Below are 21,437 nucleotides of genomic sequence, written 5' to 3'. Positions count from 1 at the left end.
GCCACCCGACCTGCCCGACGTGGATCAGAATGCGTAGACCAACGTCGCCGTGGCACTGCGCGGGGTGCCGTACCACCCGCGCCCACCGATCGCGGAGTAGTACTTCTCATCCAGCACGTTGTTGAGGTTCAAGGCGACGCTGGTCTGCGGCGTGAACGCGTACTGCGCCATCAGGTCGACCACACTGTAGGCGCCTTGGTTGAACGTCTCCTGGTTCGGGCCGGCGTTCTTCTTGTACTCCATCCCCTGCCAGCGCACACCGCCGCCAATCTTCAACTGTGGCAAGGACTGCAGTTGGTAACTGGTGAACAGCTTGAAGGTATCGCGCGGCACCTCAGTGAGCAGACGCTTGCCATCGGAATCTTCGGCCTGGGCATAGGTGTAGCTGGCGGAAACCTGCCAGTCAGGCAGGATCTGCCCCGCCATTTCCATCTCGAAACCACGGGTCTTGGTGCCGGATTCGGCGCGGTAGGCCTGGTCGCCGTTCGGTGCCAGCTTGTCGCCATCAGCCACGGCCAGGTTGTCCTGCTGCACCTCGAAGACACTGAAGGCGGTGTTCAGGCGCTTGTCCCAGAACTCGCTCTTGATACCCAACTCGTAGTTCACACCTTCCAGCGGCTCGATGTAGCCGCCACTGGCATCCTGTCTGCTCTGCGGCTTGAAGATCGCGGTATAGCTGGCGTAGGCCGACCAGTTCTCGGCGAAGTCGTAGACCAGCCCCACGTAGGGCGTGACAACCCCGGTTTCGCTGCGCGAGGTGCGCGTGGTCGCGCCGCTTGACAGGGTGGTCCCGGTTTCGTCGCGTTTCCAATCGATCACCCGCGCGCCGGTGATCAGCGACAAGTCATCGGCCAGGCTCCAACGCACCGACGCCACCAGGCCGTCCTGGGTTTCGTCCAGCGCATCTTGCGAATACTTGTTGTGGATGGCGTCCGGAATCGCCAGCGAACCGTCCCAGGTATGAATGTTGTCGATCGGCTGGCTCGTCCATAGCTGGTAACCGGGATTACGGTAGTAGGCCCGGTAGTGGCTGGCGCCGAGGTACGCTTGATGCTCGCGAGAAAGCAGCTCGAACGGGCCGCTGGCGGACAGGTCGAACGACGTCTGCCGGGGCTCACCCGCCCAACGCCCGGTCCAGGTGCTGATACCGCTGCCATCGGGCTTGACGCTACCGGCGGCGGCAGTGGCGAAGGTGTCGTCATAGCTGCGGCGACTGTGCTCGGCATTCAGTTTCAACTGCCAGCCGTTGTCCAGCTGGTGTTCCAGCGTGGTGAACAGCGTTTTCGTGCGGCGCTTGTGGTAGCTCCAGTCCGAAGCCGAGTTGAACGATCGCGACGGTTTGAAGTGACTGCCATCGGAATTGAACATCGGGAAGCCGTGGTTGCCTGCGCCGTCGTTGTCCATCTCCTGGTACTCGGCGCCCACGGTCAACATCGTGTTGTCGGTGACGTCCCACTCCACCACGCCGTAGGCTACCTGGCGCTCCAGCGACTGCCGGTCGACATGGCTCTGGCTGTCGGTGGTCGAGGCGACGAGACGCCCGCGCACGTGGCCGCTCTCCGACAGTTTGCCGGACAGGTCCAGCTCGGTACGGTAGCTGTCCCAGGAGCCCGCCTTGAGGGTCAGCTTGCGCTGCGTCTCGAGGGTCGGCTTCTTGCGCACCAGGTTGATGGTGGCACCGGGATCGCCAGTCCCCGACATCAGGCCGGTCGCTCCGCGCACCACCTCGACCCGGTCGTACGACACCATGTCGGCCAGGTCGTCGCGAAAACCGAAGGTATCGGGGCGGTTGACGCCATCGACCTGGATGCTGCCGACCTGGAAGCCGCGCACATAGATATGGTTGGCGTCGCTGCCGGCCGGCCCCATGCTGTCGACGACCACGCCCGGCGTCTGCTCGAGCACCTGGGTGACGTCCGTCAGGTTCTGGTCCTCGATCTGCTGACGGGTGACCACGCTGACCGACTGCGGCGTCTCGCGTGCCGACAGGCGCAGGCCGGTCGCGGTGCTGGCAGAACCTGTGGTGTAGCTGCCGGTGCCTTCGCTGGTGCTGCCCAGGCCCAAGGCATCGACGCTGGTAGCGCCAAGCTCGACGGCGCCGTCGTTCTGCACCTTGCTCAGCACATAGCGCTTGTCGCCCACCTGCTGCACGCGCAGCCCCGATCCCTGCAGCAACGCGGAGAAACCTTGCTCCAGCTCGAAGCTGCCGTGCAGCCCCGAGGAATGCAGCCCGCTGGTTTCGTCATTGCTGAAGCTGATGGTCACGCCGCTGGCGGCGGCGAACTGGCTGATCGCGGAAGCCAGGCTGCCGGCCGGGATATCGTAGCGCTGCGTGGCGGCCCAGGCGGTCGAGGTCGCCAGCGCGGCGCCGCAAAGGCTCAGTGCGAGGGTCGCCTGGCGAATACTGCAGGCTAGCGAGGTACGGCGTGCGGACATGAAAAAGGGTTCCTGTTTCGGGTTGGCTTGGGCACGCTTGATGCGCGCGCCCTCAAGAGCCGAAGCAGCGAAGGAAATCTGCTACCCCAAATGCGAAAAATTCTCGAATGTTTGAGAGCGGATGAGATTTCACCCACGGTTCCCGGCTCGGGCCTCCACGATCGTGGGCCCCCTACCCCTTGCCGATTGGCTCCATGCGCACCCAGTAGCGCGTCATGCGCCGTGCGCGAACCGGCAACGCGTCTTCCAGGCTGGCCAGGGCGACGTCGGTGTCGTCCAGGTTGAATGCGCCAGACAGGCGCAAGCCCGCGACCTCACCGGCGCAGCCGAGATAACCGGGGCGGTAGCGCGCCAGCTCGTGGACCACCTCGTCCAGGCGCCAGTCGACACTGACCAGCATGCCCTCGGCCCAGGCCTGGCCGCCGGGGGCCAAGGGTTGCAGGGGGCCGATGTGGTCGGCGGCAAAACTCAGGCTGTACCCACTGTCGATACGCACCACCTGCGACGCCCGGCTGGGCCGCACCTCCACGGCATGGGCGGCCACCGCCACATGGCTCACGTCGTTGTCCTGACGCACGCTGAAGCGGGTACCCAGGGCCAGGATGTCGCCTGCCACGGTGCGCACGCTGAGTGGCCGCGCATCCTTGGCGGTTTCCACCAGGATCTCGCCGCGCTGCAGCTGGATCAGGCGCTGGCCCGCGTCGTAGCGAACATCGACACGGCTGTCGGTGTTGAGGTCCAGGCGCGTGCCATCGGCCAGGGTCAGTCGGCGGCGCTCGCCGATCCGTGTCGCATAGTCGGCACTCCAGGGCGAAGCCCGGTACCCCTGCCAACCAACGGCCCCGACGCCGAGCAACAGCGCCAGTGCCTTCACGGCATGGCGCCGGTCGCGCCGGGCGATTTCCAGAGTCTGTGCGGCACCGCGGGGGGCGCTGCCCAGGCGGCCTTGCAGTTGCTCCAGGCGCGCCCAGGCTGCGGCGTGGCGAGGGTCGGCCGTGCACCAGGCTTGCCATGCGGCGCGGGTGGCGTCATCGACATTGCTGTCATGCAGGCGCACGTACCAGTCCACCGCCGCGCTGAGAATGGCCTTCATGCGTCCTCGACCAGCAGGCAATGCATCAGCGCGCGGGCCAGGTGCTTGCGCACGGTGCTCACCGAAACACCCAGGCGTTCGCCAGTCTTCTCGTAGCTCAGGCCATCCAGTTGCACGGCAAGAAACACAGCCCGCGTGCGCGGGCCCAGCCCATCGAGCATACGGTCGATGGCCATCAGGGTATCGAGGATCGCGGCGTGGGTTTCGGCCGAGGGCGCATAACGCTCCGGCTGCTGCGCCAAGGCTTCAAGGTAGGCGCTTTCAAGGCTGCGGCGGCGGTACAGGTCGATGGTCAGCCCGCGCGCGATGGTCGCCAGGTAGTGCCGCGGCTCCTTGAGGGTGCCGGCGGTGCGCGCCAACAGCACCCGGATGAAGGTGTCCTGGGCCAGATCCGCGGCATCGGCGGAGTTGTTCAGACGCTGGCGCAACCAGCCGTGCAGCCAGCCGCTGTGCTCACGGTATAGTGTTTCCAGGCCGGTGTGCGCAGTGCCATCGGGAACAACGGTGGACATCACGCCTCCCTAAAAAAGATTACCAGGTGCAAATAAGAACTTGTCTCAAGTGTACTCAGTGAGGAAGGGATTGGGAATGCTGGCATGTGAAAGGGTTCGCAGGGATTGAGGTCCGGCAGAAAAACTCCTCATGAAGCCAAACTCACGACGCCAATGCTGCCCCTGGCAGCGGAGCGTTCTAATCTCAGGCTAGGCATGGGTTCGTGGCTGCCCTGTCAGTGCAAGCTTTGCCAGGCGCGCAGCACTGCATAACCGCGCCAGGGTCGCCAGCCCTGCGCGGCTTGCGTTGCCGCCTGTGCGCTGCTCACACCCAGGGCTTTTTGCAGCGCAACATCGCCCGCCGGGAAGGCATCGGGCCAGCGCAACGCACGCAAGGCGATGTATTGCGCGGTCCAGTCGCCGATCCCCGGCAGTGCGCGCAAGCGGGCACAGGTGGCCGCGATGTCCACACCCGGGCTCAGGACCAGGCCACCCTCCAGCACCGCCTCGGCCAGTGCCTTGAGCGCCGCCTGGCGTTGGCGCGTGATGCCCAGCCGGCCCAGTTCATCCCCGCTGGAAGCAATCAGCGCGGCGGGCGTGGGGAACAGACGGTCCATGCCAGCCAGCGGCGTTGTGATGGGTTGCCCGAAAGCCGCGGCCAGGCGTGCGCCCAATGTGCGCGCAGCGGCCACGGTGATCTGTTGGCCCAGCACGGCGCGCACGGCCAGCTCGAAACCGTCAACCGTTCCCGGAACGCGCAGGCCCGCGCCCGAAGGAAACGCACTGTGCAGCACGGCGTCGATGGCGAGCGGGTCGGCATCCAGGTCGAGCGCGGCGCGCACGCGGTTGATCACCGTGGGCACGACGCCCGTCAGGGAATCGCTGATCCTTACTCGCACCTGGGTGCCCGCCTCGTCAAAGGCCACGCTCAACCAGCCGCAATGTTCCTGACCGTCCTGCATGAGATGCAGCGTACGGGTGTATATCCCCTCCTCCACACGCTCCACGCCGGGTATCGCCCGCAGGCGCAGAAAGCCGAGCATTGCGGCAGTGTCATAGGGCGGACGCCAGCCCAGGGCAACACAGCCGTTCGAGCGCGCATCGTGCGCTTTCAGTGCCAGGTAACAGGCGTCGTTTTCGGTAGTGTCGTTGATATTGGCCATGGGTGACATGGTAGCCCCTGTGGATAGCAGTGACTCGCCATTTTCGTACCGGCGCCCTAGTGTGGTGTTTTGCAAATACGACCAATAAATCGCGAGCGATTTTTGCGCTCAGGCAAGGCGTCGCGACCAGTCGTAGCCCAGCTACGGCGAGGAGCGACAACACCGCATGAGCGCAAAAAGCGCCGCGAGTTATGGTCGTTATTTGTGAAACACCACACTAGCGACCAGGCACAAAAAATCCGATGCCTTGCGGCATCGGATCTTCATGCGGTGATCAAGCCGACAGGCCTCGACTGTCGGGCATCAGGCACGTCTGCCGGATGCTAGCTCGATCAGGCGTCGGTGGACGCCGTGGCCTTGTTGCCACTGTTGATCAGCGGCCCGTAGCGCCGGCTGAACTCCTGGTTGTAAGGCACGTGGTTCTTGTTGACCCCGCTGTCCCAGTTGACCGACCAGGTCATCAGGCCCTTGATCGACACGCCCTTGGCGTAGAGACGCTTGAACGCGTTGGTCACTGCCGTCGGGTTGATCACATAGCCGGTGGCGGCGGCGTCGACGTTGGCCGGCAGGCCGATGACGAACTTGTCGGCCGGGATCCGGGTGAAGCCGCGGGTGCCACTGACCAGGCTCTCGGTCAGGTAGAACAGGAAGTCCTCCTTCATGGCATCGTTGTTCTGCGCGATCCAGGCGCCGTTGCCATTATTGGCCTCCTGCACCCAGAGTCCGTCGCCCCCCTGGTTGTAGAACTGCGGGGCGATGAAGTCGTAGTACCCCTCCAGTGCCTTGAGGTAGTCGACGTAGCGCCCCGCGCTGGTCAGGTAGGGGAACTCCGGTGCCATGCTGATGATGAAATGCTTGCCCTCGGCGGCGTAGTGATCCTTCACCAGTTTCAGAGCGGCAGGCAGGACCGTCTTGTTGGCGGCGAAATCGATCGCGCTCTGTTCAAGGTCGATGTCCAGCCCGTCGAAACCGTAGGTCTCCACCAAGCGGATGATTTCATTGGCCAGCGGCTGTTCATGGCCCGGGTTCAAGGCGATATGCGCATCGGCGCCGCCCAGGGACATCAGCACCGCCCTGCCCTGGCTGTTGAGCACGCCAACCTGGCGCCGGAACTCGGCATCGGACAGGTTGTAAGGCTTGAAGGTCGGTATGCCGCTGCCCTTCATGAAGGCCACCGCCACCACGTTGTAGTCGCGCGGCACCTCCTCCAGGCTCATGTTGGCGAACTGCCCGCGTTGGTAACCATCCGCCGGGCCGGCCGGCCAGTTGTGCCAGTAGCCCATGAGGATCTTCTTGCCCGCCAGGCTGGGAATCCGCGATGCAGCGTCATCCTGCGCTGCCTTGAGTTGGGTAAAGTCAATCGTTGCCATGTTCTAATCCTTCAGAACGTGTGTAGATCCCGCGGACTTACTGGAAGTCGACGTCGAATGCCTGGTAGAAGGCGTTGCCGGTATTGGCGACGATCCACATCAGCACGATCACGTGACGGCCCTTTTTGTTGGCCGGCAGCTTCACTTCGTGATCGACCTTGGCCTTCAACTCGCCGGCGTGGCTGTAGTACGGCACCTGCGGGTAGAAGTCCTCGGCGAACGGCTTGTCTTCCAGTTGCGCACGGGTGATGCGTTGTTTCGGGTCCCAGCCGTCCTTGGTGATCAGCCAGCGATAGCCGCGGGTGGTATGCGGCGCGGTGTAGCGCCAGGTCACCTTGAACACTTGCCCGGCGTCGACATTGATCAGCGGCCAGGTGAAGGCGCGGTTGAGCTTCTTGCCCATCTCCTCGTCGGTGAAGTTGACGCAGTCACGGGCGTCGGTCTTGCCACCGCTGAGGATGTAGCCATCGGCGGGCGGGGCGACGCTCGGGTTGTCCGACTGGAACGGCGCCGGGAACGGACCGGCGGCCAGGGCCGGGAAGTTCTTGCCGCCTTCCATTTCATCGACCTGCCAGCCACTCAGCACGCCGAGGTCGATGGCGACCGCGCCACGCGAGGCTGGGGAGGTGACACGACCGTGACGAAGCGGGTTCTGGTTTTCTGGTTGGTTCATCGTTGTAACTCCATGTGGTTTGTGAACTCTCCCTTTCCGAAGGAGAGGCCTTCAAACTAACGGAGCTGGATTTATTGTCCACGCAGCCATTTTGGGCCCTGGCGTACCCGAAGCATGGAATCTCCAATAAATACTGGATGAATATACAGTTCACCCTAAAAGGTACTACCTACCTTGAAGGAAAACACCTACACACCAGCGCGACATTTGGCCAGTGTCCGCGCCTCCGGGCCAATGAAGCACTGCCCAGACCAACACCACGACATGGGTGCCGGCGATGGCGCGAACGCGCAGGTAGTCGCCAGTAGCGGGTACTCGCCTGGGTGCGCTCCGTGCAGGAAAGCTACTTGAAGGGTGCACGAACCTTGATCTGCTGGTTGTCTGGAGTGCCGCCGGCTGGGCACGGCGTCGGCCCGAGCTGCTTGTCCAGGCAGACCCAGAGCTCTTTCAAACGGTTGCCCGAACCCACCGATACCCGCAGGCTCTGCGCAGGCAGCGCCGGGTTATGGGCCAGGAACGCCTGCTTGATGTCGCTCACCTTGGCGTCCACCAATTGGTTGGGGCCCGCTTCGCTGCCGAGCATTTCCTGCAGGGAGGGCCGCTGCAGCGAGTCGTAGACCCGCTGGATATCGGCAAAGTAGCGCTCCGGCGACGACCAGCCGCAGGTACCGTGGGCCTGCCATTTTTTCTGCATCAGGTCCGGCCCGGGCATCATGCACAGGTGCTGCCTGACCAAGGGTGCCGGTAGCGAACCGACTGTCTGGCAGTTGCGCGGATGGTCCTGGTTGGACCTGGCGTAGCCATTCTGCGGCCACAGGCCGTGCACCACCCATTCGAAACGATTGCCCGAGAAGCACTGGAAGGCATGCTTTTCGCGTTGCGCCTTGGGCTTGTTGCGCTGCGCTTCACAGTGCTCCGGCGACCAGGACAGCACCAGGGCCAGGTAATCGGTGGGCAGGTCCTTGTTGACGTAGTCCACCGGGCGGGCCGGCGCAGGCTCGACGCTGTCGGGCAACGCGCAGATTTGCTCGGCGAAGGTAGGCGAGGCGGCGGCTGCCAGGCAGCCAAAGAGCAGCGCTTTCAGGCAGGTTGCAGATTGTGGCGTCCATTGCATGATGACCTCCTTGTCGGGTGCGACAGGCTCCGTGCCTGTCGCTCGGTTAAACCCGTCAGCTGATGGTGTAGCGCGAATATGACGATTCGTCAGTGGCGGTTTGCTGTATCGTTCGCCCTGCGGCAGCACCCAGCGTCAATGAAGTGGAATAACATGAACCGTCGTAAAAAGATCAACCAGCTGTTGAAAGCCCACGCCAAGAAGGCCAGTGCCAAGTTGGCGCCGAAAAACAGGAACCCCTACATTTCCAAGGCCGACCGGTTGAAACTGGCGGCCGAGGCCGGCCAGCCCGAAGCAGACTCGGTGAGCGACGTCGCGCCGGCACAGCCCTGAACCTTCTGCATGAGCGAGCAATGCGATGGACCTCAAGTTCAGCCACGTGGATGTACTGGTCGCCGATCTGGACGCCGCCTGTAGCTATTACGCACAAGTGCTGGGCGCCGACATTTCCCGCCCGCTGGTCTGGGAACGCGGCGGCCTGCACGTCCACTATGCGATCGCCCGGGTCGGCCAGGAGCGTTTCATGCTGGTCCAGCCGCTGGCGGGCAACCTCAAGGACCTGCTCGATACCCACGGCGAAGGGATGATCTACCGCCACTGCTACTCCACGCCGGACATCGAGCAAGCCTATGACCAACTGACGGCCAATGGCATCCAGCCCGAGGACGAGAACGGCAAGCCACTGGCTCGCGAGCACCTGCAGTCGCCTGCCGGAGCCCGCATCATCTGGTTGCCCAAGCGTTTCGGGCATTTCTCGATCGAGATCATCGAGGCACAGGCCCTCGAAGCCTTCATCGCAGACGCGTTCAGCCCTTTGGCCGTTGCAGGCTGACTGCGGCGCCCGTCACTCGCCTGGCCCGGCAAACGCCCGCACCAACTGGTCGATCACCGCGCGCACCCGCGCCGTGTGGCGCAGGTCCTGGTGGGTGACCATCCACACCTCGTAGGGCTGGCTGCGCGTACGCTGGGGCCAGACTCGCCGCAAGCCGTCACGCTGCCCCAGCTCCACCGGGATCTCCCCCAGGCCCAGGCCTTCGGCGATGCCGCGGCGCAGCATCATGCTGGCGTTGGCCGCCATCACCACCCGCCCTTCGCCCATGGGCACGTCCACCAGGGTCGGTTCGGCACGGTCGCGCCAATACGGCTCATACACCACCAGGTCGTGGCCGGCAAAGCTGCCCTCTTCCGGCACGCCCCGGCGCGCCAGGTAATCCGCCGAGGCGAACAGGCCCATCTGCCAGCTGGCCAGCTTGCGCAGCACCAGGTCGGGGCTGTCCGGGCGCTGATTGCGGATGGCGATGTCGGTTTCGCGTTGCGACAGGTTGACGATCTCCGAGCTGCCGCTGAGCACCACGCGCACCTCGGGATGGGTCTCGTGCACCTGCCGCAGTGCCGGGATGACGAATTCCAGGGCCAGGGAGTCGGTAGTGGCGATGCGCACTTCGCCGGCCTCCTCGTTATCCGCGCCTCGGGTTCGGCGGGCCAGTTCCAGGGCCGCCTGTTCCATCTTCTGCGCCATTTCCACGGCCACTTCACCGATGGCGGTCAACTGGTAGCCGGCCGGCGTGCGCAGGAACAGGGTCGAGCCCAGGTCCGCCTCCAGCGCCGCCACTCGCCGGCCCACCGTGGCCTGGTCGACCCGCAGCACGCGGGCGGCGCGGCGCAGGGTCTGTTCGCGGCTCAAGGCCAGCAGCATGCGCGCATCATCCCAGTTCATTGGTCTACTCCTGATTCAGCGCAGCCACTGCCGGCTGAAGAAAATCTGCAAAGGTGCGTCGCAAAATCGCCGCGCGACCGGGCAACCCGGCTTGCATACCCTGTGATGCAACGGGCCGACACGGCCTTTCTTCAGAATGACAGAGGTCTTCATGCGTCACATCATCCCCAGCCAAATGAGCGCCATCGACATCACCCGGCCAGGCGGCCCCGAGGTCCTGCAGGTTGCCAGCCATGCCACGCCCCAGCCAGGCCCGCGCGAGGTGCTGGTGCAGGTGCATGCCGCCGGCGTCAACGGCCCCGACCTGCTGCAGCGCAAGGGCCTGTACGATCCACCCGCCGGCGCGCCGGCCATCCCGGGCCTGGAGATCGCCGGCAAGGTGGTGGCCATCGGCGAGCAGGTCCGTCACTTTGCCCTCGGCGATGCCGTGATCGCGCTGGTTCAGGGCGGTGGTTATGCCGAGTACGCCGTGGCCGACGAACGCACCACCGCGCACCTGCCGGAAAGCCTGTCGATGGTCGAGGGCGCGGCGCTGCCGGAAACCTTCATGACCGTGTGGGTCAACCTGTTCCAGCGCGGCGGCTTCAAGGCCGGTGAAAGCGTGCTGATCCATGGCGGCGCGTCGGGCATCGGCACTACCGCGACGCAGCTGGCCCGGGCCTTCGGCGCGGCGAAGATCTTCACCACGGTCAATGGCGCCGGGCAACAGGCCGCAAGCCTCGAACTTGGCGCCGACGTGGCCATCGACTACACCCGCGAGGACTTCGTCGAGCAAGTCATGGCGCACACCGACGGCAAGGGCGTGGATGTGATCGTCGACATCATCGCCGGCGACTACGTGGCGCGGAACTTCAGGGCCGCCGCCATGGACGGGCGCATAGTGCAGATCGGCGTGGTCAAGGGCCCGGCCACCGAGGTCGACCTGTTCTCACTGCTGACCAAGCGCCTGACCCATATCGGCTCGACCCTGCGCGCGCGCAGCGCCGACGACAAGGCGGCGATTCTCGGCGAGTTGCAAGCCAAGGCCTGGCCCCATGTACGCAGCGGCGCGGTCAAGCCGCTGATCCACGCCACCTTCCCACTGGCCGCGGCCAGCCAGGCCCATGAACTGATGGAGTCGGGCCGGCATATCGGCAAGGTGGTGCTGAACGTCGCGCACAAGGGCTGAGTCAGTCGAGCGCACCGCTGCCCAGGGCGATCCTGATCGCCTGGGCGGTGGTGCTCACCCCCAGGCGCCGGCGGGCGGCGCGCAGGTGGTTTTCCACCGTGCGCAGTGATAGTCCGAGGGTGGCGGCGATATCGGCCTGGCGCTGCCCGGCGGCGGTCCAGGCCAGGACCTGGCGCTCACGCTCGGACAAACGCCCCTGGCCGCTGGGCGCTTCCAGCAGCCGCCGAGCGCCCGCGAACGCGGCCTGGGCCAGCAGCGTCAGGGCCAGGCGTGCGGCAGGTGTCGCCACGACCTGCGCACCACCGATACTCATGGCGCCCTCCAGGCCTGCGGGACCGAACACCGGCACCTGCAAGCCGTGGATACCCGGCCCGCTCGGCGTCCGCACCACGCGATAACGCTCGTTGCCATCGTCCAGCCGCTTGCTCCAGAAGAACGGCTCGCGTGCCGCCAGCAGGTGACGGGTCACCGGACAGTGGCGCACGTAGGTCTGGGCGTCGACCGCCTGGCCATCGCCGAACCAGTCACCCTCCACCCAATGGATACGCTCGACCACCTCGTCCCGCGCAGCGCTGGCGCTGAACAGCACGAAGCGGTCATAGCCCAGCGGCCGGGCGACATCGCGCACGGCCGACTGGATATCCGCGAGGTCAGTGGCCTGCGCGATCCGCTGGACGGCTTGCACCACCTGGTCGAACGGCAGGTCCCTCATCCGCCGTTGACTGCCTTGAGCAGCGCCGAGGCGGCCAGCTTGCCCAGGGCATTGCCGGCCAATGGACTGTCGCCGGTGAGCAGCTTGCGGTCCTGGTGGACGGCACCGGAGATACCCTCGTTGATGATCTCGACGCCCTGGCCCTGCAGGCGTTCGCCGAACTTCCAGGTCAGGTGGCCGGGCATGTAGCCGATGTCCGGGGTCTTGGCATCCAGATCGTCAGGGAAGGCGCAGATCTTGTAGCCGTCGTAGAGCTTGCCGCCGGCCAGCAGCGCCGCCGGTCCGTGGCACAGGGTGATGACGAACTTGTCGTGGTCCGCAGCCCATTTCAGCACTCGCCCGACTTCCTCGCTTTCCGGCAGGCCGATCAGCGCGCCGTGGCCGCCCGGGATGAACACACCGATATAGTCCGAGTCCTCACCCAGGGCCTGTTCCAGCACATCGGCGAGCTTGCGCGGCTGCTTGAACGCTGGCTTGTAGCGGTCGAACAGGCCCAACACCTCGGTGTCCTCGCCGGGCATGGCCCAGTATTCGAACTTGACCGGGTTGCCCGACAAGGTCGCGACGTCGAAGGCGAAACCGGCCTTGTCCAGGTGGTACATCGGCAGCAGGGTTTCCACCGGGTGGTTGCCGGTGGAGAACAGCGTGCCGTTGTCGGTGAGCAGGTAGCGCTCGTCGGCGCCGATCAGCAGGACCTTCCAGCGTCCGCCGCGGTAGGCGTCGGGATAGTCGGCGCCGCTGAGGTCGGACTTGCGCGAAGTGAACTGGCTGAGGGAATACGGCGAAGGGAAGAAGGCGTTGTCCTCGGCCGGGTCGGGGGTTGGGCGTTTGTCGTCGTTGGGGCTGGTCATGGTAGTGCTCCTGTGGCCTGGGGTAGGTAACCGGATCCATGCTAGGAGGCCGCCGGATGAGCGGCAATGAGGGTTTTCCCTCAATGGTGGCGTCGGTGACGCAGCGGCCCCCGGGCAGTCTAGCCGAGCGCCGAGGGCGTATCGACGTCGCGCAGCACACCGCTGTCCTGCAATTCCAGGAGCAAAACGCTGCTCGCATGCCGCCGCAGCACCGAGCGCGCCCCTTCATCACCAGCCAACAGCGTCAGCTCGGCCCAGTAATCCCGGCCGAACACCACCGGGTGGCCGTTCTGCCCCTGATGACGCGGCACCACGATGACCGAGGGCGCCGCCGAGGCGAGCAGACGACGGAAGGTCTCCGCCGCGATCCACGGCATGTCCCCGAGCAGGATCGCCACTGCCTGCCCCTCGCTGTCACCCAGCGACGCCGCGCCGGCCGCCAGGCTATGACCCATGCCCAGGCCCGCCTCGGGGCTGTGGACGACCCGGCAGGCTGGCGGCAGCCCAAGATCCTCGGCCCGCTCGCCTGCGCGCAGCACCACGCGCACCTCGTCGAACACCGCCAGGGCGCGCTCGACGCTGTGCTGCAGCAGGCTGCGCCCATCGGCCAGCAGGGCCTGGCGCTTGTCCGCGCCGAAGCGCGCGCCCTGCCCGGCCGCGAGCACCAGGGCGACGACCTTCACAAGGCCTCGCGGGCGATGCCGCTGCGGGTCCGCAAGATATCGGCGAGTACCGCCAGGGCGATCTCCGCCGGCGTCTTGCTGCCCAGGTTCAGGCCGATCGGCGCATGAATGCGCGCCATGTCGGCATCATCCAGCTCACCGATACGGCGCAGGCGCTCACGACGCTTGGCCGAGGTGGCCTGTGAACCCATCACCCCGATGTAGAACGCTTCGGTACGCACTGCTTCGAGCATGGCCAGGTCGTCGATCTTGGGGTCGTGGGTGAGCGCCACCACCGCGGTGTCGCGATGGCAGCCGCCGTTGGCGATGAACAGCGAAGGCAGTTCACGACGGATTTCTATCCCGTCCAGCGCCACGTTGTCCATCACCTCGTCGCGAGGGTCGCACAGCACCACCTCGAAGCCCAGGCCCTTGCCGAATTCGGCGCAGAAATGCGCGACGCTCGAATACCCCGCCAGCAACAGGCGCTGGGCGGCGCCGATGCGCAGGCGCACGCAGTGCTCGCCACGCTCCACCCGTGGCCCCTGGCCGAGGTCATCGCTCAGCCGCCGTTCACCGCTGCGCAGGTCGACCTCGCGCAACAGCCGCCGACGACCGAGCAAGGCGCTCTCCAGCTCGGCAAGATGCGCCTGGGTGGCGCAGTCGCCGGGCAGGTTCTCCACCAGCACGTCGAGAATGCCGCCGCACGGCAAGCGAATGTTGCCGCGGGTGTCGCTGCCGTCGCCATAGCGCACCACGGCAACCGCCGTGGCGAATTCGCCGGCGGCGACCCGCTCGAGGAAGTCATCCTCGACGCAGCCGCCCGACAGCGATCCCACCCAGTGCCCGCCCTCGCTTACCGCCAGCAGCGAGCCCGGCGCGCGCGGCGCCGAGCCATAGGTGCACAGCACGCTGCACAACCATACGCGCAGGCCGTCGCGCGACCATTGCGCCGCCTGGCGCACCACCTGCAGGTCGAGATGCTGCACGGGTCAATCCGCCTTCAGCTGGGCCAGCTGCTGGGTGGTCAGGTCGCCCGGCAGGCCGCCCCAGGCTTCGCGCAGGTAGTTGACCATGTCGGTCAACTGCTGGTCGTCGAGCTTGTCGGCAAAGCCCGGCATCGGCTGCATGCGCTCGAAGCCGGTGAACTGCTGTTCGCGGATGCCGTCGACGATGGCCTTGACCAGGTTGCGCGAGTCGGCCTGGCGCAACACGGTGTTGCCCTGCATGGCCACGGCAATGTGCGGCTTGCCCTCGCCATCGCCGCCGTGGCAGCCGGCGCAGACATTGAGGTACTGCTGGCGGCCACGCTTGGCGCTCTCGCCCAGGGTTTCATGGGCCACCGCCTGCACCACCTTGGCCGCCGGCGGCTGGTCGCCCAGCAGGTAGGTGGCCATGGCCGACAGGTCGCTGTCTTCAAGGTGCTGGGTGCTGTGGTGCACCACCGGGTACATCTCGTTGAACATGCTGCCCTGGGCACTGATACCGTGCTTGAGGAAGGTCGCCAGGTCGGCCTGGTTCCAGCCGCGGTCGGCCAGGTCCTGGGCCAGCAGGCTCGGCGCCAGGTAGCCCAGCAGCAGGCCGCCGGTCAGGCGCTTGTCCTGCTGCAGCGCGCCGATGGGATTGCGCGGAGTGTGGCACTCGCCGCAATGGCCGAGCACTTCGACCATGTACTGGCCGCGCTTCCATGCCTCGCTGTTGCCCTTGCCTTCCTCCAGCTGCACGCTCTTGCCGTACAGCAGGTTCCAGCCCATCAGGCCGGTGCGCACGTTGAACGGGAAGCTCAGGCTGGTTTCCGGCGCCGGCCGGTTGATTGGCGCCACGCTCATCAGGTAGGCGTGGATCGCATCGGAGTCCTCGCGCTTGATCAGGTGGTACGAGGTGTAGGGCATGGCCGGGTAGAGGTTGGCGCCGTCCTTGCTCTTGCCCTCGGTGAGTGCGGCGAAGAACTCGTCGCTGCTGTAGTTGCCGATGCCGTGCTGCTTGTCCGGGGTGATGTTGGTGCCGTAGATGGTGCCGAACGGCGAATGGATCGGCAGACCGCCGGCGTAGGGCGCGCCGCCTTCGGCGGTGTGGCAGGCCATGCAGTCGGCGGCGCGGGCGAGGTATTCGCCGCGCTTGATCAATGCCTCGTCGGCCGCCTGGACATTGCAGGCGACCAGCGCGCCAATGGCCAGGGCCAGGCTGCTCAGAACTCGCGTCATGCTCAACCCTCCTTGACCAGGCCGAGGTCGCCCAGCACGTCGCGGGTCGCCTCGTAGTAGCGCACATAGCCGGTGCAGCGGCACACATGGTGGCCGAGGCTGGCTTCGATGGCCTGCTCCAGCTCGCTCTTTTTCAGCGGCTTGCGCTGGGCCTTCTCCACCAGCACCGTGGCGGCGTTGACGAAGCCCGGGGCGCAGTAGCTGCACTGGAAGGCGAAGCGGTCGACGAACTTCTGCTGGATCGGGTTCAACTCGGTGGGGTTGCCCGCTTCGTCGCGCTTGGCGTGGCCTTCGATGGTGCGCACTTGCTTGCCCTCGAAATAGTGCGCGCCGGTGATGCAGGTGCGCACTTCCTCGCTGGTGCCGTCGGGGTTGTCGACGATCACCACGCAGGCATGGCAGATGCCCTGCCCACAGCCCAGGCGCGAGCCGGTGAGGTTCTGGTACTCGTGCAGGTAGTCGATCATCGCCAGGTCATCAGGGACCACCTCGGTGACGACAGATTGACCGTTGAGGGTCAGTTGCAGCTTGCGGTCAGCCATTGAGGGCCTCCTTGACGCGGGCGGGGGTGATGGGCAGGTCGCGGACACGCTTGCCGATGGCATGGGCCACGGCGTTGCCGATGGCGCCGACCACCGGGATCATCACCACCTCGGCGATGCCCTTGGACGGGTCGGTCGGCGACAGCGGCGGCAGGATCTCGGACGTCTGTTTCCACACCGCCACATGCCGGGCCATCGGCAGGCGGTAACGGTTGAAGTTCCAGTCGCCCTCGCCCGGGCCACCCTCGTACAGCGGCATCTCCTCCAGCAGCGCATGGCCGATGCCCATGGCGATACCGCCCTCGAGCTGGCCCTTGACCAGCTCGGGCACCAGCACCCGGCCGCACTCGACCCAGCTGTGGTGGTTGAGCACGCTGACCTCGCCGCTGCCCTTGTTCACCTTGACCTCGACGATGGTCGCCACCGGGCTGTAGTAGGTGACCATGGCGTTGTTCAGCTGGGTGGCCGGGTACTCGACGTTCTGCCGGTCGAGCAGGTGGAAGCCGGCGCTGTTCATCTGCGCCTTCTTCGCGTTCAGCGCACCGTCGCCGTACTTCACCGCCAGGGCATCGAGCGGCAGGCGCTCGCGCACGCCGTCGATGACGAAGTCGGCCTCGGCCCAGCTCCAGCGGTTGAAGCCATGTACGCTGACGCCGGTAATCAGGCCCATCTCGTGGGCCTTCTTGGCAAGCTCCGCGAACGGGATCGGCTCCAGGCCATTGCCGGTCAGCGCGCCGTTGACCCACACCGCGTTCTCGCGGCGCACCACCAACGGATTGGCCTGGCCGCCGAACGGGCCCTGGCTCCACAAGGCCATGGCCGCCGGCCACAGGCCGTGGTTGAACAGCACTCGGGCCGCCTCGCGGGTGGCGTGGCTGAAGTAGAACGCCGAGTTGGTCGCCGACGACGGCGAAGCCAGCTTGGCGACCCAGCGCGGGTTGCGCAGCGCGGCGTTCTGCTCGGCCTGGCTGATCAGGTAGGGGTTGCCGCTGGTGCTCAGTTGCAGCTCAGGCCATTCGGTCTGGGCGGTCTGCACGTGATCGGCGACGCGGCCGAGGAAGTCGCTGACCACCAGGGCCTGGGAGGTCGACATGCCGGTGCCCAGCTCGGTGCCGATATGGCGCAGAGTAATCTGGCCATCGGCAGTGAACTCGACCGCCGCCATCGGCGCTTCGGCGCCGGTGCCGAAGTCCTTCTGGGTGATGGCGAAGCCCACGCCGTACCAGTTGTCGTGGTCCTTGGCGTCTTCGGCCTGCTTGCGCGCATGGCGGTTCTTCCACCAGTCGTGTTCCGCGGCCTTGTCGAGGATCTCGTGCAGGCGCAGGGCACCGGCGGGTACCGCGCCCTGGGTGTTCTTCATGCCCGACTTGAGCGCGTTCTTGCGGCGCAGCTCGATGGCATCCACGCCCAGGCGATCGGCAATCTCGTCGACCATCATCTCGGTGGCGGCCATGCTCTGCAGAGTGCCGTAGCCGCGCATGGAGCCGGCCTCGACGCCGCGCGAGTGGTAGGCGGTGACCGACAGGTCGTTCTGCGGCATGTAGTAGATCGACTGCGCGGCGGTAGCGCCCACCGAGGCCACTGACGGGCTGTAGTTGATGCGCCCGCCGCCGTCGACGGTCATGTCGGCGCGGAAGATCTTGAAGCTCATGTCCTTCTTGTCGACGGCCAGCTGGTAGCGGATGTCGAACGGGTGGCGCTTGATGCCGCTCTGGAACTGCTCGTAGCGGTCGTTGGCCAGGCGGATCGGCACGCCCGCGCCGTACAGGGCGGCGACGGCGGCGTAGAACACGAAGATGTTGTTGTCCTTGGAGCCGTAGCCGACGGTGTAGCCCGGGTGGATGTTCAGGTGCTTCAGGCCGAAACGCGATGGCTTGATCATGTGCACGCATTCCTGCGCCACTTCGAACGGACACTGGGTGGCGACGACGAAATGCAGGGTGCCGGTGGCCGGGTCGAACCAGCCGTTGCCGTTGTCCGGCTCGAGGGCTGCGGGCTCGATCGACGGGGTCTTGTAACGCTCGTCGAACAGCAGCCAGTCTTCCGGCGGCTGCTTGAGCTGCTCGTCGATGCGCTGGGCGTAGAACATCCCCTGCTCGGTGAGGGTGCCATGCTGCTTGGGCTCGGCGGTCCATACCGGCTTGCGCGCCAGGATGGTGGGGAACAGCATGGTGTTCTTCAGGCTCGAGTATTCGTCCTCGTCGAACGGCGTCTTGCCGGCCACGCGCACGAAACGGAAGCTGCCGTAAGGATCGCGCTGGTACAGCGGGGCCTGGGCGCCGTAGCGGATCGCCTGGTCGTTGAACTGCAGCTTGAGCTTGGCCTTGCGGAAGCGCTCGAAGTCGTTCCAGATCAGGATCGCCACCGGGTGGCCGATGAACATCGGTACCTGGCCGGGCGGCAGCAAGGGGTCTGGCGAGTGGGCCTCGGGCCAGGCGATGCCGTCCTTCTTCAGGTCATCGGCGCTGACGACGCGGTCCGGCTGCAGCTCGGCGCCCAGCAGCGACAGGTCGTAGCCCGCGTAGATACGGTCGGCCTTGGTCGCCTTGAGCAGCATGGCGTGGCCTTGCTGCTGTGGCCAGCCAGGCATGTCCTTGGCACGGATGTCGCGGGCGAACACCTTGTTGCCGCAGACCTTGGACAGCGCGTCGTTTCGCAAACGCACCTTGCCGTCGTGGTTCATCCACTTCTGCGGCGAGGTGGTGACCTTGCTCTCCATCAGGGCGGCGAACGCCTGGCTGCCGAGCGGCGCCATGGTCACGCCGACACCGGCGATCAGCCCGCCTTGCAGGAACGAACGCCGGGAAATATCACGGTTGGACATGGTTGATCCTCTGGGCAGCTCTTGGGTTGCCCATGCTTTTTCTGGTGCTTGAGAAACTGAAAGGGCGCGCACGATCACAAAATCTGACCATGAAGTCAAGTTAACGATCGTAGGGTACCCTGCAAGTCAAGCAGACAACTTGTCGCGGGGCGCCGCGAAGGTTTAATCGGGCAAGCGATAGCGCTCGGCGAAGTACTGGCGGAAGAACTCCACCGCCACCCGCACCTTGGCCGAACCTGCCAACGGCGCGGTATAAACCGCCCAGATATCCGCCGCCTGCTGGTAATCGGGCAGCACTTGCACCAGGCGCCCGTCGGCAATGCTGTCATGCACGTCCCACCAGGAGCGCAACAGGATCCCCTGCCCGTCCAGGCACCATTGGTGCGCCACCTCGCCGTGGTTGCTGGAAAGCCCGCCGGTGACGCGCACGCTTTCCTCGCCCTGGGGGCCTTCCAGGTGCCACAGGCCGAACGGGTGGTCGCGCTCCTTGATCACCAGGCAGTCATGGCTGGCCAGGTCGGCCAGCACCCGCGGCGTGCCATGCGCGGCCAGGTAGCCAGGGGCGGCGCACAGCACCCGACGGTTGCGTGCCAGGGGCTTGGCGATCAGGTGCGGGGCGATGACGTTGCCCACGCGGATGTCCAGGTCCACCCCTTCGGCGATCAGGTCCACCAGGCGGTCATGCACATCCAGGCGGATGTCCAGCCCAGGGTAGCGCGCCGCCAGCTCCGACAGCGCCGGCGCCACGAAGCGCCGCCCCAGCCCAAGGCTGCTGGCGATGCGCAGCTGCCCCGCCGGCTCGCGCTGGCCGGCGTTGAGGTCGTCGTCCATGCGCCGCAGGGTCTCGAAGATCTGCTGCGCCCACTGGTACACGCGCTCGCCCTCCTCGCTCACAGTGACCCGCCGGGTGGTGCGGTGCAGCAGGCGCACGCCGAGGCTTTCCTCCAGCAGGCGAATACGCTTGCTGATGAACGCCGCCGACATGCCGCGCTCGTCCGCCACTGCGGCGAAGCTGGCGCGGCGGGCCACCTGCAGGAAGATGTCGAGGTCATCCAGGTTCGGCAGATTATTCACGTTTCGTGTACCAAGAATTGATGGATTGCCGGATTATCTCCGAAGCACAGCCTTATAGCATGGCGTGCATCTTCCCTGGACACGAGATGCGCCCCATGACCAAGACCTTCAAGATCGCCGCCATCCCTGGTGACGGCATCGGCAACGAAGTCCTCCCCGAAGGCCTGCGCGTGGTCGAGGCCGCCGCCCGCAAGCACGGCCTGGACCTGCAGTTCGAGTTCTTCGAATGGGCCAGCTGCGACTACTACCTGGCCCACGGCAAGATGATGCCCGACGACTGGTTCGACCAGCTCAAGGGCTTCGACGCCCTGTACTTCGGCGCCGTCGGCTGGCCCGACAAGGTCCCGGACCACATCTCGCTGTGGGGCTCCCTGCTCAAGTTCCGCCGCGACTTCGACCAGTACGTGAACATCCGCCCGGTGCGCCTGTTCCCCGGCGTGCCCTGCCCGCTGGCGAACAAGCAGCCCGGCGACATCGACTTCGTGGTGATCCGCGAGAACACCGAGGGCGAATATTCCTCCCTGGGCGGGCGCATGTTCGAAGGCACCGACAACGAGTTCGTGCTGCAGGAATCGGTGTTCACCCGCCGCGGCGTCGACCGCATCCTCAAGTACGCCTTCGACGTGGCGCAGACCCGCGAGCGCAAGCACGTGACCTCGGCGACCAAGTCCAACGGCATGGCCGTGAGCATGCCCTACTGGGACGAGCGCACCGCCGCCATGGCCGCCCACTATCCCGAGATCAGCTGGGACAAGCAGCACATCGACATCCTCTGCGCCCGTTTCGTGCTGCAGCCGGAGCGTTTCGACGTGGTGGTGGCCTCCAACCTGTTCGGTGACATCCTCTCCGACCTTGGCCCGGCGTGCGCCGGCACCATCGGCATCGCGCCGTCGGCCAACCTCAACCCCGAACGCAAGTTCCCCTCGCTGTTCGAGCCGGTGCATGGCTCGGCGCCGGACATCTACGGCAAGAACATCGCCAACCCGATCGCGATGATCTGGTCCGGCGCGCTGATGCTCGAGTTCCTCGGCCAGGAAAACAACGATGCTCGCTACCAGGCGGCCCACGACGACATCCTCAAGGCCATCGAGACGGTGATCGCCAACGGCGACACCACCCGTGACATGGGCGGCAGCCGCTCGACCCAGGAAGTGGGCAAGGCCATTGCCGAGCTGCTCGGCGCCTGATTCGGCATCAGGTTATCGCGGGGCCGATGCGACTTGCCCCGCGATATCGCCAACCCAGCCCAATCATCCGGATTGTCCGACGATCCTATTGCCACCCACTTCGATTCAATGCAGAATCTGTCAACCAAAAGATACTTGTTATCCATTAGTTAACAG

Annotated in this window: 19 protein-coding genes and 1 pseudogene; 4 read left to right on the top strand and 16 right to left on the bottom strand. The window is 65.8% G+C overall.

Annotation, left to right across the window (positions count from 1 at the left end; all coding sequences use genetic code 11):
* Positions 1–24 precede the first annotated feature (24 nt).
* The 7 genes and pseudogenes from OH705_RS02250 to OH705_RS02220 form a co-directional block, all read right to left on the bottom strand.
* A complete protein-coding gene (locus OH705_RS02250; protein ID WP_267300813.1) occupies positions 25–2,436 on the bottom strand; it encodes a TonB-dependent siderophore receptor in 2,412 nt (803 codons plus the stop codon).
* Between the two features lie 172 nt (positions 2,437–2,608).
* A complete protein-coding gene (locus OH705_RS02245) occupies positions 2,609–3,529 on the bottom strand; it encodes a FecR domain-containing protein (protein WP_094011111.1) in 921 nt (306 codons plus the stop codon).
* Positions 3,526–4,041, bottom strand: coding sequence for a sigma-70 family RNA polymerase sigma factor (locus OH705_RS02240; RefSeq protein ID WP_023630684.1), 516 nt, complete (start codon positions 4,039–4,041; stop codon positions 3,526–3,528). Before OH705_RS02240 ends, OH705_RS02245 begins: the two co-directional genes overlap by 4 nt.
* Before the next feature lie 215 nt (positions 4,042–4,256).
* Positions 4,257–5,192, bottom strand: coding sequence for a DNA-3-methyladenine glycosylase family protein (locus OH705_RS02235; RefSeq protein ID WP_267300812.1), 936 nt, complete (start codon positions 5,190–5,192; stop codon positions 4,257–4,259).
* Between the two features lie 353 nt (positions 5,193–5,545).
* A pseudogene (locus OH705_RS02230) lies at positions 5,546–6,553 on the bottom strand (chitinase); the annotation flags it as partial.
* Between the two features lie 37 nt (positions 6,554–6,590).
* Positions 6,591–7,226, bottom strand: coding sequence for a lytic polysaccharide monooxygenase auxiliary activity family 9 protein (locus OH705_RS02225; RefSeq protein ID WP_023630096.1), 636 nt, complete (start codon positions 7,224–7,226; stop codon positions 6,591–6,593).
* 343 nt (positions 7,227–7,569) lie between these two features.
* Positions 7,570–8,340, bottom strand: coding sequence for a ribonuclease T2 family protein (locus tag OH705_RS02220; RefSeq protein WP_267300811.1), 771 nt, complete (start codon positions 8,338–8,340; stop codon positions 7,570–7,572).
* 153 nt (positions 8,341–8,493) lie between these two features.
* On the opposite strand from OH705_RS02220, the gene OH705_RS02215 reads away from it, so the two are divergent.
* Both OH705_RS02215 and OH705_RS02210 read left to right on the top strand, forming a co-directional pair.
* Positions 8,494–8,673, top strand: a complete 180-nt coding sequence (locus OH705_RS02215) for a DUF2986 domain-containing protein (protein ID WP_046855970.1) — start codon at positions 8,494–8,496, stop codon at positions 8,671–8,673.
* A 25-nt stretch (positions 8,674–8,698) separates the two neighbouring features.
* The gene (locus OH705_RS02210) at positions 8,699–9,172 is read left to right on the top strand and encodes a VOC family protein (RefSeq protein ID WP_094011108.1); all 474 of its coding nucleotides are present in this window, start codon (positions 8,699–8,701) and stop codon (positions 9,170–9,172) included.
* 12 nt (positions 9,173–9,184) lie between these two features.
* On the opposite strand, the gene OH705_RS02205 is transcribed toward OH705_RS02210, so the two are convergent.
* A complete protein-coding gene (locus OH705_RS02205) occupies positions 9,185–10,057 on the bottom strand; it encodes a LysR family transcriptional regulator (protein WP_038705920.1) in 873 nt (290 codons plus the stop codon).
* A 175-nt stretch (positions 10,058–10,232) separates the two neighbouring features.
* On the opposite strand from OH705_RS02205, the gene OH705_RS02200 reads away from it, so the two are divergent.
* Positions 10,233–11,225 carry an NAD(P)H-quinone oxidoreductase gene (locus tag OH705_RS02200; protein WP_267300992.1) on the top strand — a complete coding sequence of 331 codons (993 nt, stop codon included), beginning with the start codon at positions 10,233–10,235 and terminating at the stop codon, positions 11,223–11,225.
* A gap of 1 nt (position 11,226) precedes the next feature.
* Here OH705_RS02200 and OH705_RS02195 read toward each other — a convergent pair whose 3' ends face one another.
* The 8 genes from OH705_RS02195 to OH705_RS02160 form a co-directional block, all read right to left on the bottom strand.
* Positions 11,227–11,937 (bottom strand): PA1136 family autoinducer-binding transcriptional regulator, encoded by a 711-nt coding sequence (locus tag OH705_RS02195; RefSeq protein WP_267300809.1) that lies wholly within the window; start codon positions 11,935–11,937, stop codon positions 11,227–11,229.
* A complete protein-coding gene (hchA, locus tag OH705_RS02190; protein ID WP_023632594.1) occupies positions 11,934–12,788 on the bottom strand; it encodes a glyoxalase III HchA in 855 nt (284 codons plus the stop codon). Before hchA ends, OH705_RS02195 begins: the two co-directional genes overlap by 4 nt.
* 119 nt (positions 12,789–12,907) lie before the next feature.
* Positions 12,908–13,471 (bottom strand): nucleotidyltransferase family protein, encoded by a 564-nt coding sequence (locus tag OH705_RS02185; RefSeq protein WP_267300808.1) that lies wholly within the window; start codon positions 13,469–13,471, stop codon positions 12,908–12,910.
* Positions 13,468–14,439, bottom strand: a complete 972-nt coding sequence (locus OH705_RS02180) for an XdhC family protein (RefSeq protein WP_104444026.1) — start codon at positions 14,437–14,439, stop codon at positions 13,468–13,470. Before OH705_RS02180 ends, OH705_RS02185 begins: the two co-directional genes overlap by 4 nt.
* A gap of 3 nt (positions 14,440–14,442) precedes the next feature.
* Positions 14,443–15,654, bottom strand: coding sequence for a c-type cytochrome (locus OH705_RS02175; RefSeq protein WP_267300806.1), 1,212 nt, complete (start codon positions 15,652–15,654; stop codon positions 14,443–14,445).
* Positions 15,655–15,656: 2 nt separating this feature from the next.
* The gene (locus OH705_RS02170; protein ID WP_023632847.1) at positions 15,657–16,196 is read right to left on the bottom strand and encodes a (2Fe-2S)-binding protein; all 540 of its coding nucleotides are present in this window, start codon (positions 16,194–16,196) and stop codon (positions 15,657–15,659) included.
* Positions 16,189–19,020 carry a xanthine dehydrogenase family protein molybdopterin-binding subunit gene (locus OH705_RS02165; RefSeq protein WP_267300803.1) on the bottom strand — a complete coding sequence of 944 codons (2,832 nt, stop codon included), beginning with the start codon at positions 19,018–19,020 and terminating at the stop codon, positions 16,189–16,191. Before OH705_RS02165 ends, OH705_RS02170 begins: the two co-directional genes overlap by 8 nt.
* A 162-nt stretch (positions 19,021–19,182) precedes the next feature.
* Positions 19,183–20,094, bottom strand: a complete 912-nt coding sequence (locus tag OH705_RS02160) for a LysR substrate-binding domain-containing protein (protein WP_267300801.1) — start codon at positions 20,092–20,094, stop codon at positions 19,183–19,185.
* A gap of 95 nt (positions 20,095–20,189) precedes the next feature.
* Here OH705_RS02160 and OH705_RS02155 point away from each other — a divergent pair, with 95 nt between their 5' ends.
* A complete protein-coding gene (locus tag OH705_RS02155; RefSeq protein ID WP_038705913.1) occupies positions 20,190–21,281 on the top strand; it encodes a tartrate dehydrogenase in 1,092 nt (363 codons plus the stop codon).
* Positions 21,282–21,437: the final 156 nt, after the last annotated feature.

This window comes from Pseudomonas sp. BJa3 (genome assembly GCF_026343815.1).
Lineage (GTDB): Bacteria > Pseudomonadota > Gammaproteobacteria > Pseudomonadales > Pseudomonadaceae > Aquipseudomonas > Aquipseudomonas soli.
Note: the sequence above shows the minus strand (reverse complement) of the source record. Positions and strands in the feature narration are given on the sequence as shown.